12 protein-coding genes, 1 tRNA gene and 1 pseudogene are annotated in these 13,195 nt (G+C 70.6%); 9 read left to right on the top strand and 5 right to left on the bottom strand.

Going from position 1 to position 13,195, the window contains the following annotated elements; genetic code table 11:
* Nucleotides 1–282: 282 nt before the first annotated feature.
* The 4 genes and pseudogenes from ACIPSC_RS20270 (at nucleotide 283) to ACIPSC_RS20255 (ending at nucleotide 3,507) form a co-directional block, all read left to right on the top strand.
* Nucleotides 283–1,149 (top strand): hypothetical protein, encoded by an 867-nt coding sequence (locus ACIPSC_RS20270; protein WP_400827262.1) that lies wholly within the window; start codon nucleotides 283–285, stop codon nucleotides 1,147–1,149.
* Nucleotides 1,150–1,284: 135 nt separating this feature from the next.
* A pseudogene (locus ACIPSC_RS20265) lies at nucleotides 1,285–1,413 on the top strand (family 1 glycosylhydrolase); the annotation flags it as partial.
* Nucleotides 1,414–1,722: 309 nt separating this feature from the next.
* Nucleotides 1,723–2,088: a hypothetical protein gene (locus tag ACIPSC_RS20260; protein WP_400827260.1), complete on the top strand. Its 366-nt coding sequence runs from the start codon at nucleotides 1,723–1,725 to the stop codon at nucleotides 2,086–2,088.
* 6 nt (nucleotides 2,089–2,094) lie between these two features.
* Entirely contained in the window at nucleotides 2,095–3,507 is a 1,413-nt protein-coding gene (locus ACIPSC_RS20255) for a caspase domain-containing protein (protein ID WP_400827259.1), read from the top strand.
* 360 nt (nucleotides 3,508–3,867) lie between these two features.
* Here ACIPSC_RS20255 and ACIPSC_RS20250 read toward each other — a convergent pair whose 3' ends face one another.
* A complete protein-coding gene (locus tag ACIPSC_RS20250; protein WP_400827258.1) occupies nucleotides 3,868–4,044 on the bottom strand; it encodes a hypothetical protein in 177 nt (58 codons plus the stop codon).
* 212 nt (nucleotides 4,045–4,256) lie between these two features.
* On the opposite strand from ACIPSC_RS20250, the gene ACIPSC_RS20245 reads away from it, so the two are divergent.
* The 4 genes from ACIPSC_RS20245 (at nucleotide 4,257) to ACIPSC_RS20230 (ending at nucleotide 8,730) form a co-directional block, all read left to right on the top strand.
* A tRNA-Met gene (locus tag ACIPSC_RS20245) sits at nucleotides 4,257–4,333 on the top strand.
* Between the two features lie 171 nt (nucleotides 4,334–4,504).
* Complete coding sequence (locus ACIPSC_RS20240; RefSeq protein WP_400827256.1) at nucleotides 4,505–4,678, top strand: hypothetical protein; 174 nt, start codon at nucleotides 4,505–4,507, stop codon at nucleotides 4,676–4,678.
* A 316-nt stretch (nucleotides 4,679–4,994) separates the two neighbouring features.
* Nucleotides 4,995–5,735, top strand: a complete 741-nt coding sequence (locus ACIPSC_RS20235; protein ID WP_400827255.1) for an SDR family oxidoreductase — start codon at nucleotides 4,995–4,997, stop codon at nucleotides 5,733–5,735.
* 280 nt (nucleotides 5,736–6,015) lie between these two features.
* The gene (locus ACIPSC_RS20230; protein WP_400827253.1) at nucleotides 6,016–8,730 is read left to right on the top strand and encodes an ATP-binding protein; all 2,715 of its coding nucleotides are present in this window, start codon (nucleotides 6,016–6,018) and stop codon (nucleotides 8,728–8,730) included.
* A gap of 97 nt (nucleotides 8,731–8,827) precedes the next feature.
* Here ACIPSC_RS20230 and ACIPSC_RS20225 read toward each other — a convergent pair whose 3' ends face one another.
* The 4 genes from ACIPSC_RS20225 to ACIPSC_RS20210 form a co-directional block, all read right to left on the bottom strand.
* Nucleotides 8,828–9,670: an alpha/beta fold hydrolase gene (locus ACIPSC_RS20225; RefSeq protein ID WP_400827251.1), complete on the bottom strand. Its 843-nt coding sequence runs from the start codon at nucleotides 9,668–9,670 to the stop codon at nucleotides 8,828–8,830.
* A 334-nt stretch (nucleotides 9,671–10,004) separates the two neighbouring features.
* Entirely contained in the window at nucleotides 10,005–10,772 is a 768-nt protein-coding gene (locus tag ACIPSC_RS20220) for a MerR family transcriptional regulator (RefSeq protein WP_400827250.1), read from the bottom strand.
* Between the two features lie 96 nt (nucleotides 10,773–10,868).
* Nucleotides 10,869–11,060 carry a hypothetical protein gene (locus ACIPSC_RS20215; RefSeq protein ID WP_400827249.1) on the bottom strand — a complete coding sequence of 64 codons (192 nt, stop codon included), beginning with the start codon at nucleotides 11,058–11,060 and terminating at the stop codon, nucleotides 10,869–10,871.
* Entirely contained in the window at nucleotides 11,057–12,142 is a 1,086-nt protein-coding gene (locus ACIPSC_RS20210; RefSeq protein WP_400827248.1) for an alpha/beta fold hydrolase, read from the bottom strand. The genes ACIPSC_RS20215 and ACIPSC_RS20210 overlap by 4 nt, the downstream gene beginning before the upstream one ends.
* A 160-nt stretch (nucleotides 12,143–12,302) precedes the next feature.
* Here ACIPSC_RS20210 and ACIPSC_RS20205 point away from each other — a divergent pair, with 160 nt between their 5' ends.
* Nucleotides 12,303–13,187 carry an alpha/beta hydrolase gene (locus ACIPSC_RS20205; RefSeq protein ID WP_400827246.1) on the top strand — a complete coding sequence of 295 codons (885 nt, stop codon included), beginning with the start codon at nucleotides 12,303–12,305 and terminating at the stop codon, nucleotides 13,185–13,187.
* Nucleotides 13,188–13,195: the final 8 nt, after the last annotated feature.

The following is a 13,195-nucleotide window of genomic DNA, read 5'->3' as shown; positions in this document are numbered from 1 at the left end:
ATCCGTCAACTCCGTTGTCAGATAGTGCTCTGACCGCATAGGTTCACCGGGTTGGCGGTGGCGGGGCCTGAGCCGGTTGGATGTGGGCGGACATCCGAGGTTCGGGGAGGCCTGGGTGGCGGAGCTGGTCAGGGTCCGGAGACTGACGCATCATGAGGGCCAGCAGTTACGGTCCTGCCCGCCCGTCTCAGGCAGGCGCAGCAGATCAAAAAGCCCTAGCCTGGAGGTGCAAGTTCAGGGAAGCGCATCCCGACGGGGCAATACGGCCTGGAGGTACGTCTCATGGCTGATCATGTCTGGGACTCGTTCGACGCGTCGGGCAATATTCTCGTGTCAGTTTTCCGGGAAAACACACCAACCTCAGCCAGCATCCACATCGATCATGAATGCGAGGTCCCCGATGACTTCGTGGTAATCGGGGGTGGGGGCGACAATAATGCGGGGGCGGGCGCCTTCATGTTCGCGTCCTACCCGCGAGATGACCTCGGGGCATGGCGGGTCTCCACCAAGGACCACCTTGTAAGCTCGCCGCACCTTCTCTCGTGCTACGCCTTCGGAATGCAAGTGCATGACATGACTAAGGACCAGCTTTTGTCCGCTATCCAGGTCACCAATGCGACGGGCCTCTCAGCCGAACACCCCATGGCTTCTGCACAAGCGCCGCTGGGTTCTCACTTCCTGATCGGGGGCGGCTTCCGGGTGAACATGCGGCCAGGCGATCCCGGAAACCTGGCCACTGCCTCCTACCCAGAGTTTGATCAGGAATGGAGCGTCAAGGCAAAGGATCATGGCATGCCCTCCGAAGCCACTATGACATCCTTCGCCATCGCCATCACCAGGCAATTACGCACGGAAAGCTCGGGCACACTCAACCTGGAAGTAGGATTCTCGAGCGCTTTCGCCGGACCGTCAGACCACCCGGTAGCAACGGCAATTTTGCCATTTGGATTTGCTCTCACCGGCATTGGGGCGGAGGTGCGTTACAACGAGCCCGGACAGATGCTTTGGATACTCAGGCCACAAAAAAATGGGTCAACTCCCACGGGGTATGGGGTAAGTGCCATCTCAAAGGACCATGCCGGATTCCCCTCACACGACATACTCAAGGCGTGGGCCCTCGGGGTCCGAGCTGTAGGCCCGCGAGGATGAGAACCGGACGCCACTGCGCATCCAAGCCCGCGGACCCCAACCCGGTGAACCTATGCGGTCACAGCAATAGCTAGCTTGGAGAACCTAGGGTAACTGAACGTGACGGTCTCGCTACAATGACACCCTGTTCGACGGGCTGAGGGCTACCACCAGCGCTTCGGCCTCGTCCACGTCGACTTCGAGACGCAGGAGCGCACCCCCAGGGCCTCGTACGGCTGGTACCGCGACCTGATCGCTTCCCACCGATCCCGGCACAGGAGGTAGGCGGACGGTCTATCGACTGCGCGGTGCCCGTCCCACTCGATGACAGGCGCCGCCGCGCGTGGGGCTCGGCGGACCTGCTGCTACTCACGGTCGCACTCAACGCGGCCGACCTGCAAATCTCCAACGGCCTTGCTGGGCGGATTCATCGAAGGGAGAACGCCCGCGCGCGGTCGCTCAGGGCATCCCACCCAACAGGATCCCAGCGTTCACCTCCGCGCGCCCCAAGTTCGGGCAACCGGTGCACAACGCGCAGGACTCGCGAGAGAATGCTGTCCTTCTTGCGACGGGTTCGGATCTCGGAGGTGGCGGGTGCGTCTGGACATCAGCGTGACTGGAGACGAGGACGGAGTGGCCGTCCCCTCGCTGTACCGATGGCTGACCGCTGATCAGGACTTAAAAGGTTGTGTGATCTCCCTGGGCGACGACGAGCCGGTCGCCAATACCATGGGGCCGGGCCTGGACCTGATCAGCGTGGTTCTGGGTAACGGCATCGCGCTGGGGAGCCTGGCGATCTCTGTCGCCAATTGGCGGGAGTCCCGGGCTCGTCTGCCCGAGGTCAGGCTGGTGCGCGGCGGGACAACTGTGGAAGTCCGAGACGGGACGCCGCAGCAGGTGCAGCGCATGCTGGAAGCCTTGGGAGAGGCGGACGACTCAGCCAGCGACCGGGAAGTCTGAGCGACTGTGTTGTCCGACCCTCAGGCATCGCACGCCGTACTCATTGGCGTCCACAGCTTCACGGAGTTGGAGGACCTCCCTGCAGTCCGGCACAACCTGGCTGCGCTGTCCCGGCTGTTCACTGATACGTCCCTATGGGGACTGCCACCCGACCGGTGCATTGTTGTCGAGCAACCAGGTTCCGCCGACGTGGTGCTCGACGCCGTCAGCAAAGCCGCGAAGAACGCGGAGAACACCCTCGTGGTCTACTACGCGGGACACGGCCTGGTCCACCCGCAAAACGACGAGCTCTACCTTGCCCTCCAGCAGTCCCGTCCAGACCGGTGGTACCAAGCGCTGCGCTACGAGGACCTGCGTCAGGTGATGTTGGGACAAGAGGTCAGGGCGACCCGAAAGGTCCTTGTCCTGGATTGCTGCTGGAGCGGACGCGCACTGGTGGGGGTGATGAGTGGCACCGGTCAAGTCGGCGACGAGGTAGCCATCACTGGCACTTGCGTGCTCACGGCCACGTCCGAGACCCGCAAGGCTCTTGCTCCCCCCGGTGAGATCTACACGGCGTTCACCGGCGAACTCGTGCGGGCGCTGGAACATGGCGTGGCGGGGGCCCCCGAACTGCTGGACATGGACACCCTCTACCGGACCGCATACCAGGAACTGCGGGAGAAGGGCCGACCGCTGCCTCAGCAGCGCAACCGCAACACGGCGGGGCGTATCTGTCTCGCCCGCAACCGGAGTTGGTCGCTGCCGACCATTCCCCGGCCGACTCTGCCGCACAGCACCCGTGTCCCGTCGGCGCAGGTCTCCACGCCCACGGGGTACTGGTCAGTACAGCTCCCGCCCGTGCCGCACGGGTGTGTCACTGTGTCGACCCCCGGAACGCATCCGAACGGGGGATCCACCCGAGTGGGGCCCCAGCAGTCCACGCGCAGACCGGTGCGTGACGTCCTGGGCACGACGCATCCACGCCATCCGGACCGCTCACGTAGGAGGCGGTTCGCTCCGCGTGTCCTGGTCATCGCTGGGCTGTCGTCCCTGCTGGTCGTTGGTGGAGCGGCATTCGGTGGCTACCGCTGGACCCAGACGCAGTACTACGTCGGCGCCGACGGCGACCACGTCTCCGTCTACCGGGGCATCAATCAGACCCTGGCCGGCGTCAGCCTTTCCTCGCCCTACGTCAAGTACACCGATGTCGAGCTCAAGTACTTGCCGGCCTACCAGCGAAGAGTGGTCACCAACTCCATCCCGACCGAGAATCTGGCGGAGGCCCAGGACCAGGTGAAGAAGCTCAGCGAGCAGGCAAGCGTCTGCAAGAAGGTCGCCGACAGCGCTCGCTTTGACTCCACTGGCGGTTCAGAAGGCGAGCGGCTGACACTGACGGGGCAGGAGCAGCAGCTGGCACAGTCCTGCCCTGTCAACTAGGAGTACGAACACACTCATGCGGGCTGCTCCGGACGGTCCTCCGCCGCGAGGCCAGGGTACGGCCCTCCCCGTGCGGGCCTGCCGAGGCCGGCCCGGTAGGCCGGCCGGCCCCGCGAGTGGCCGCCCGGTTCGGCCCGGCGTCCGGCCGGGGCCCGGTGTCCCGGGCCCGGCGCCGGTGGTATCACACCGTGATCTGCCGCCGGTCGATCACCGCCCGCAGCTTGCCGCTGGTGGGCGTCCGCTCGAAGGCAGTGGTGCCGGCTGTGTCGACCGTGCAGGTGAGCAGCCCCTCGGCCACGGCGGAACCCAGCTCGGGACGGCGGTCAGGAAGGCGGCGCGGGCAGCCGTCACGTCCGGGGCTTACCGCTCGTCGAGCCGGACGGTGACCCGCTCCCGGCCATCACCTGCGTCCAGGATCAGCTGCAGCTCGCCACGGTAGCCGAGATCCTCCTCCGTCACCGACGCAACGCGTTGTTCCTCGGCGGGACGGTAGACGGGACCGGTGGGAGTCTCGGCGACCGCCCTGGTGTTGCCCACGGACACCTGGGACGAGCCGACCTGGTGGGACCACTTCCTCGGCTACCTCGCCGTGTACGTCGGGGGAATCACGGTGCTGCCCTGGATGCTCGGGTATGTCACGACGTGGGCGACCCTGGTCGTGCGCGCCCGCCGGAGGCCGTGGACCCGACAGCGGGGTAGCTCATGGATTTCCGTTCCTGCCCTCGGTGCCGTAGGGTCGGTGTTTCCGACGCGGGGTGGAGCAGCTCGGTAGCTCGCTGGGCTCATAACCCAGAGGTCGCAGGTTCAAATCCTGTCCCCGCTACCAAGAAGGCCGGGTCGGACGCACACTGTGCGTCCGACCCGGCCTTGTTCGTTGGCCGGTCGATGACGATGCCGAACTGATCGGTGACGCTACGCCCTGCGCCTGTGCCTGGCGATCAGGTCGGTCACTGCCTCGGCGGAGGCCTGTTGCTGATCCGGGAGCAGGGAGACGTAGATGTCGGACGTCGTGCTCGGCGTCGCAGACATCTCCTGGCTCGAACTGCCCTCCCTGGTGGCCACCGTCCTGGGCGCCGCCCTGGCCATCAACCTCGAACGCGACCTGCTCGAACTCGTCGACGTCCCGGAACGCCCCGCCAGGGCCGTGCCCGTTGACGGCTACCTCTGGTGAGGTCCCCGGGGCCCCGACTTGCAGGCACCCCGCGGTGGAGGTTTCCATGACGTAGGGCGCCGTCGCGCTTCCGGGTCAGCCGCGCCGGCGACCGGTGGGCCGGCTGACGTCACCGGCATCTTCCACCACGCCGCAACCCGCGGACGCGTGGACGGAGCCGCCCCCGAGCACGCGGACTACGGCTCCTTCGTCTCGTTCGGCGACCCGGACGGCAATGGCCGGCTGCTCCAGGAGATCAGGACGCGCCTGCCCGGCCGCTGACCGCAGGACGCCGTAACCCCCGGCGCGACGGCAGCGACGAGAGAGGAGTCCGCGCGTGACCACCCCAGCACACGAGCCCGAACTGCTCGGCCAGAGCGTCGTCGTCCTCGGCGGCAGCGCCGGGATCGGCCTGGAGACCGCCAGACGCGCCCGGACCGAGGGCGCCGAGGTCGTCCTCGTCGGCCGCGACCCGGGTCGCCTGGAGCGCGCGGCCGGCGAAGTCGGCGCCCGGAGCACCGCGGCCTTCGACGCCACCGACGCCGACGCCCTGGCGGCGTTCTTCCAGGACCTGCCGACGCCGATCGACCACGTGATGGTGACGGCCGGCGGCCCCAGCTACGGACCGCTGCTCGCGATGAGCGCCGCCGAGGTACGGGACGCGATCAGCGACCACGCGGTGCTGGAACTCGAGGTCGCGCGCAGCGCCGCCGGCCGGGTCCGACCCGGGGGCAGCCTGGTGTTCATGGGCGGCACCGGAGCCCGGCGCGTCGGCCGGGGCCTCGGCGTCGCCTCCGCCGCCACCAACGCACTTCCACCGTTCACCGCTGCCCTCGCACTCGAACTCGCACCGGTGCGCGTCAACCTCATCGCGGCCGGATTCGTCGACACCCCGCTCTCGGCCTCGCTGCTGGGCGAGAGGCTTGAGGAACGCCGCGCCGAGCTGCGCGCGATGCTGCCGATCGGCCGCGTCGTGCAGCCCGCTGACGTCGCGGCGCTGGCCGTCCACCTCATGACCAACACGGCCCTTACCGGCGCGACGTACGACATCGACGGGGGGCAGCAGTTCGTCTCCTGACGCACCCGCGGACCGCGAACGCACCCGCGCACCCTGCGGACAGGCGGCCACACCCGCGGGCCGGCGGACAGGCGGCCACACCCGCGGGCCGGCGGACCTGCGGGCCCGCCACGAGCAACGGTGTCGACCGCGGTACGCACCGCGGCGCGGGCCGCGTCGGTGTCGGTCACGTGAGGTCGGCGCCGGAAGGATCTTGGCCATCGCGCGATGTTCGTAGGATGGGGGCGAAGCTCCTCCGGGAGGGGGACCCCTGGCAGGGGACACGCGCCGAAGGAAGCACATGGGGCAGGACACGAAACACCAGCTGCTCGGGCGGCACCGCGAGTTGGAGACCCTGGACCGGCTGCTGCGTGAGGTGCGCGACGGGCGGAGCCGGGTGCTGGTGCTGCGCGGGGAAGCGGGCATCGGCAAATCCGCGTTGCTCGACCACGTGGCCGCGCAGGTGGCGCGGATGCAGACCGTTCGCACGGAGGGCATCGAAGCCGAGTCCGATTTCGCGTACTCGGCCCTGCAACGCCTGTGCGCCCCGCTGCTGTCGCATCTCGACCGGTTGCCGCAGGTGCAGCAGGACGCGCTGCGGGTCGCCTTCGGCCTGAGCGCCGGGGCCGCGCCGGAGATGCTGCTGGTCGGGATGGCGGTCCTCGGCCTGTTCGCCGAGGCGGCGGCCGAGACCCCGCTGGTGTGCCTGGTCGACGACGCGCAGTGGCTGGACCTGATGTCCCTTCGGATCCTGGGGTTCGTCGGCCGCCGACTGGACTCCGAATCGGTGGCGTTGGTCTTCGCCGAGCGGGTCACCGACGGCGAGGGAGGCCTCTCCGGTCTGCCGGACCTTCCCCTGCGGGGGCTGGCCGATGCGGACGCCCGGGCCCTGCTCGACTCGGCGCTGCCCGGGCCGATCGACCCGCGCGTGCGGGACCGGATCGTCGCCGAGACCGGCGGGAACCCGCTCGCCCTGCTCGAACTGCCCCAGGGTCTGTCGTCGGCGGAGCTGGCCTTCGGCTTCGGCGGACCCGGTGTCGCTCCGCTGGCGACCCGGGTCGAGGAAGGCTTCCGCCGGCGCATCGACCTGCTGTCCGACGACACCCGCACCCTGTTGCTGCTCGCGGCCGTCGAGCCGGTCGGCGACGAACTGCTGCTGTGGCGCGCCCTCTGCCTGCTGGGCATCGGGCCCGACGCGGCGGGACCGGCCGAGGCCGCCGGCCTGCTCAAGCTGGGCGCCCCGGTGCGGTTCCGGCACCCGTTGGTGCGCTCGGCGGCGTGGCGCGGCGCCGACGCCGGCTCCCTGCGGGCGGTGCACGGTGCGCTCGCCGCCGCCACTGATGCCGAGCGCGATCCCGACCGGCACGCCTGGCATCTGGCCCACGCCGCGGTCGGACCGAACGAGCAGGTCGCCGCCGCGCTGGAGCGTTCGGCCGACCGGGCCCTGGCCCGCGGCGGCCGGGCGGCGGCCGCCTCCTTCCTGGAACGTGCCGCAGCGCTCAGCCCCGACCCGAAGGAGCGGGCACGGCGGGCGCTGGCTGCGGCGGGGGCCCATCTTCAGGCAGGCGCGACGGCCCGGGTGCCCGACCTGCTGGCCGCCGCCGAACTGGGGCCGCTGGACCCGCTGCAGCAGGCCGATGCCAGCAGGCTGCGCGCCAAGGCGTCGTCCATGACCAACCCAGGGCTCGGCGCGGTACAGCCCCTGCTCGCGGCGGCGGGCAAGCTCAGGGAGCTCGACCCGGCCGCCGCGCGGGAGACCTACCTCTCGGCGTTCGGTGCGGCCATCTGGGCCGGCCGACTCGACGAAGGCGGGTTGCGGCGAGCCGCCGAGGCCGCCTGCGACCTGCCGTCCGGCGAGGAGACGGCCGGAGTCTTCCTGCGCGCTCTGGTCGCCTGGGCCGTCGACGGTCCCGTAGCGGCCTTCCCGCTGCTGGCGAGGGCGCTGCACTCCGTCACCGACGATGAGGATCTGGCTGTCCTGTGGCCGGCTGCGAGCGCGGCCGTGGAGTTGGGTGACCTGACGGCGTGGCTGGACATCACGGACCGGGCGGTCCGCTTCGCCCGGACGACGGGAGCCCTGTCGATCCTGTCGACAGCGCTGCCCTACCGGGCGGCCTCGCTGGGCTATGCGGGTCGCTTCCCCGAGGCCTGGGATCTGCTGGCCGAGGGTGCGAACGCCGAGGATGCCACCGGCAGGGCGACGCGCATGGCCACGACGGCCCTGCTGAGCGCGTACCGGGGGCGGGAGCGGTCGGCCTTGGAACTGGCCGAGGCCGTGGAACGGGACGGCGAGCAGCGCGGTCTGGGCCGGTTGATCGCCATGGCGGTGTGTGCGCGGGCGGTGCTCCACAACGGCTTGGGCAACTATCCGCTCGCGCTGGAAGCGGCGCTGCGGGGCTCAGAACATCAGGACCTGGTCGTGCACCACTGGACGTGCAGCGAGCTGGTCGAGGCGGCGACCCGGGCCGGCGCCCCGGCCGTGGCGGCGCAGGCGCGCGAGCGGCTTGCGGACTGGAGCCGGGCCGGCACGCCCTGGGCGCTGGGCGCGTCGGCGGTCGCCGACGCCCTGGCCGGACCGCAGGACCAGGCCGAGGACCGCTACCGCGAGGCGATCGACCACTTCAGCCGGGGCGGGCTCGGATCGTTCGAGGCTCGTGCCCGGCTGCTGTTCGGAGAATGGCTGCGCCGCCAGAACCAGCGGGCGGAAGCCCGCACCGAGCTGCGGACGGCGCACGAGGCGTCCGTGACGATGGGTATGGAGGCGTTCGCGGAGCGGGCCCGGCGGGAACTGCTCGCCACCGGCGAGACCGTCCGCAGCCGAACCGTCGGTGCACCGGTCCTGACGCCGCAGGAGGCGCAGATCACCCGGCTCGTGGTCGCCGGACACTCGAACGCGGAGATCGGCGCGCAACTGTTCCTCAGCCCTCGTACGGTCGAGTGGCACCTGCGCAAGGTCTTCGCCAGGCTGGGGATCACCTCCCGTCGCGAGCTCGACGGCGCCCTGTCCGGCCGATGACCGCGGTCGCCCACGGGGTCGCCGTGGTGGACGGGCCGAGAGGGCGGAGGGGGAGAGCCGCCCTCTCGGCGTTCAGGGGCCACTGGTCGGCGGCCGGTCAGCGGGTGGCGCGGGCGGCCTTCTCGATGACCCCGGCCACGACATCGGGGTGGGAGACGGCGACGGAGTGCGACGCGGCCACCTCGGTGATGTGGGCGTGCGCACGACGGGCCATGAACTCCTGCGCGGCCGGCGGGATGTTCAGGTCCTGCGTGGCGACGATGTCCCAGCTGGGAACGGTCTCCCATGCGGCGACGGTGGCCTTCTCCGTCAGAGCGGCCTGCGCGATCGGCCGCTGCGTCGCGGCCATCAGCGCGGCCTGCCCGGCCGGGACGTCGGCGGCGAACTGGTGCCGGAAGCTGTCCTGCCGGATGTACAGGTCGGTGCCGGTGCTGCCGTCGGCGGCGGTGTACGGCACCGGGTCCAGCGTGCCCGGCAGAGTTGAGCCGGGGAACCGGTTGGTCAGCTCCAACGCGGTCTCGCCCGGGGCCGGCAGGAACGCCGCGACGTAGACCAAGGCCTTGACCTGCGGGTTGTCGTGGCCCGCCGCGCTGATGACCGAGCCGCCGTAGGAGTGGCCGACCAGGACCACCGGGCCGTTGATGTGGGCGATGAGGCTGCGCAGCGAGGCGGCATCGGAAGCCGGGCCGCGCAGCGGGTTGGCGGCGGCGACCACCGGGTAGCCGTCGCGGCGCAGGTCCCGGATGACGCCGTCCCAGCTGGAGCCGTCGGCGAACGCACCGTGCTCCAGCACGATGGTCGGCTTCGGGGCCCGGTCGGCGGCTGTGTCGGGGGCCACCGCGTTCGCGGGCCCGGCGACGGCGAAGGCGCCGATCGCGGCGGCCGTCGCGGCCGTACCCGCGATCAACCGCCGCTTGCGGCCGTTCTCGATGCTGGACATGAGGGATCACGCTCCAAGGAATCCGAACAAGGGGTCTGACAGCCCTCACTGTTGCCCCTGGTGCGGCTTGTCCACATCGGTCATGTGACGCCATGTCGTGTCGCTCCGAAGGGGGGTGCGCGCACCCGGTCGACTGGGCGTCAGGTGACTGATGCGGCGGCGCCGACCCGTCGGCCACTGTGAGGGCGCAACCCCCAACCCGAGGAGCGATCATGAAACGACCTCTGCTGACTCTCGCACTGCGGGCTGGGCGGCGGCAGAGGCCGACGACCTCGCGGCGGCCGCGTGCCGGCGAGGGCCCCGTGCAGGTGGTGGCCTGCCGGGGCCCTCCAGGTCAGGCGAGCCGAGTGTCCGCGTACGCCACGATGGCGTCGCGCTGGTACTCGGCGAGGCCGGCCGCGATCTGCTCGTACGCCGCGCGCCACTGCTCGTTGGCGACGCAGGCCTCGCCGATCGCCGTGAACTCCTCCGCGCCCATCACGTGGACCTGCGCCATCGCCTGGTACTGGGCGTCCACCTCGGCCAGGACAGCCGGGTCGTCGGCCGGCGTCCCGGCGACCATCAGCTCGGCCATCCGGATCATCTGCGCGGTTCGCTCCCGCTGGCCCTGCTCGACTTCCTCGGGGGTCATGGCGGCGGCCCGCCGCTGCGAAGCCTCCGTCAGCTCGGGCCAGTTCTCCCGCACGTCATCGCCGAAGTGGTCCTCGCTCGGGCTGAAGCCCTCGAACAGGTTCTCCGGACGGTTGATGTTCGGCATCGTGTTGTCCTCCTTCGCGTTCTGCAGTTCGGCGATGGTGCGGGCTACCGTCCTGGTCAGGATGTCGAGGCGCTTGCGCTCCTCCACCAGCCGCTGGTGGTGTGCGCGCAGCGACTCCAGCTGGTCCACCTGCTCGCTGAGGATCTCGCTGATCTCGCTCAGCCCGAGTCCCAACTCCCGGAGCACGAGGATCTGCTGGAGTCGAAGCAGCTCGCTCTCCCCGTAGTGGCGGTGTCCGTTGACACCGATCCACGCGGGCCGCAGCAGCCCGATCTCGCCGTAGTGCCGCAACGTCCGGGCGGTCACGCCCGACATCCGGGCGACCTCCGCGATCGGCCAGGCCATCAGCCACCTCCTCTCGCCGTGGGCCGGTTCGTTCCGTCCCGGGTCCGACGGTAGGCGTTGACGCTGCGGCAGCTTCAACCCCCTCGAACAACCGGGTCAGAGGCCCAGGTGCTCCGCCAGGCAGGCGAATCGGACCGCCAGGCCGTCCGGGTCGTAGCCGTCCACCGCCTTCGCGGGCAGCGGGGGTCGCTCCTCGGCGAGGTCCTCGAAGGCGACGCGTTCCGGAAGGGTGCCGAAGCGGGCCTTGCGGACGGCCGCCGCGTTCTCGTCCGTACGGGGGCTGCTCACTCTCGGGTCTCCTGGCCCAGCCGGTCGGCGTCCACCACGGCCTGGGCGAACGCCGTCGGGGCCTCCTGCGGTGCGTTGTGCCCGATGCCGGTGAGCACCCGGTGCTCGTACTCGCCGGTGAAGAACCTCCGGTAGCCCAGGCCGTCGGTAGCGGCAAGGAAGGGGTCGAGGGCCGGGTCCAGGGCGATGGTCGGGACACCGATGCCCGGCCGGTCCGCGAGCAGCTCCTCGTAGCGGTCGTAGCGGCGTTCGCCGTCGGCCAGACCGAGGCGCCAGCGGTAGTTGTGGATCACGATCGCGGCGTAGTCGGGGTTCTCGAAGGCCGCGGCCGTGCGCAGATACGTGGCGTCGTCGAAGTTCCACGTCGGAGAGACCTCGTCCCAGACCAGCCGGCACAGGTCGTGCCGGTTCTGCCGGGTCTGCATGGCGACGCGGCCGCGGTCGGTGGCGAAGTAGTACTGGTACCACCAGGTGTGCTCGGCCTTCGGCGGCAGCGGGTTCTGCTGCGCCTGGACGTTGGTGATGAGGTATCCGCTCACCGCCACCAGGGCCTTGACCCGCTCCGGCCACAGTGCCGCGATGATGCCGGCGGTGCGCGAGCCCCAGTCGAAGCCCGCCAGGACCGCCTCGCGGATCTTCAGGGCGTCCATCAGGGCGACGATGTCGAGCGCGATCGCGGACTGCTGGGCGTTGCGGGCCGTCGTCGGCGACAGGAAGATGGTGGTGCCGTGGCCGCGCAGGTACGGCACGATCACCCGGTAGCCGGCGTCGGCCAGCAGCGGGGCCACGTCGACGAAGCTGTGGATGTCGTAGGGCCAGCCGTGCAGGCAGATGACCACAGGGCCGTGCTTCGGGCCGGCTTCGGCGTAGCCGATGTCGAGCACGCCGGCCCGGACCTGCTTCAGCTCGGTGAACGCGGTGTGCGTGCCCGGCGCGACGGCCGGGATGACCGGGGCGGGACGGCCGGGCCGGTCGGAGGCGGCGCCGAAGGCCGCGGGCGCGGCGGCCGCGGCGCCGAGGGGCAGGGCCGTGGCGCCCACCCCGAGACCGACCGCCTTGGTGAACGTACGCCTGTTGATCACGTCTGATCCTTCCTGGAAGCCTGCTGACGCTCCACTGTCGGTCCGGCCCGGGCCCGAGCACATCAGTCACATGACGCCGAGACAGGCGTCACGCCGGCCGGGCCGTCACATGCAGTCATCCGACTGTTTCCGCCGCGCCGGGCCGTCGACGACGCTTGACGTGCTGCCCCGGGACCGGCGGCGGATCGTCGTACCGCAATCGGAAGGCACTGCCGTGAACCGAACTCCCGCAGTCCTCATCCACGGTGCGTGGTTGCACAGGTCGTGCTGGGAGGGCTGGGCCGAACGGTTCGCGGCGCACGGCTTCGCGGTGTGCGTCCCGGGCTGGCCCGGGGAAGCGGGCACCGCGGCGCAGGCGCGGCGGGATCCCGGCGCGCTCCGGGGCCTCGGACTCGACGCGCTCACCGTCCACTACGAGAGGATCGTGCGCTCCTTCGGGACTCCGCCGGTCCTCATCGGGCACTCGGTCGGCGGCCTCATCGTCCAGCAGCTCATCGGCGCCGGCCTCGGCCGGGCGGCGGTGGCCCTTGCACCCGTGCCGGTCGCCGGCGTGGTGCCGGCCGAGGCCCGGCCCCGGCCGTGGCCGCTCGTCCCGGCCGGATCGGACCGGCATCAGGGCTTCGTATCGCTGACCCCGTCCCGGTTCCGGCACACGGTCGCCAACACGGTCGGGGAGGAGGAGGCCGCGAAGCTCTTCGAGAGACACGCCGTTCCGGCCCCGCACCGGCTGCTCGCAGACCTCGGTCCCCACGCCGTCACCGTCGACACGGGCAATGCCACGCGCGGGCCTCTCCTGCTCGTGTCCGGCCAGGAGGACCGCATCGTCGCCGACGCCGGCACACGCTCCGTCTACAAGCTCTACGGCGACTCCACCGCCGTGACCGGCCTCAAGCAGTACGCGGACCGGGGTCACTCGCTCGTGGTCGACAGCGGCTGGCCCGCGGTCGCCGACCACGTGCTCGCCTGGCTGGCCGCCAACGGCGTCCAGGCCCTGCCCGGCAAGATCGGCCGGACAGGGCCCAGCCCAGGGCCGCCGGAGAGCTGAGCCTGAGG

Origin of the sequence: Kitasatospora sp. NPDC090091 (genome assembly GCF_044747365.1) — a bacterium.
Lineage (GTDB): Bacteria > Actinomycetota > Actinomycetes > Streptomycetales > Streptomycetaceae > Kitasatospora.
Note: the sequence above shows the minus strand (reverse complement) of the source record. Positions and strands in the feature narration are given on the sequence as shown.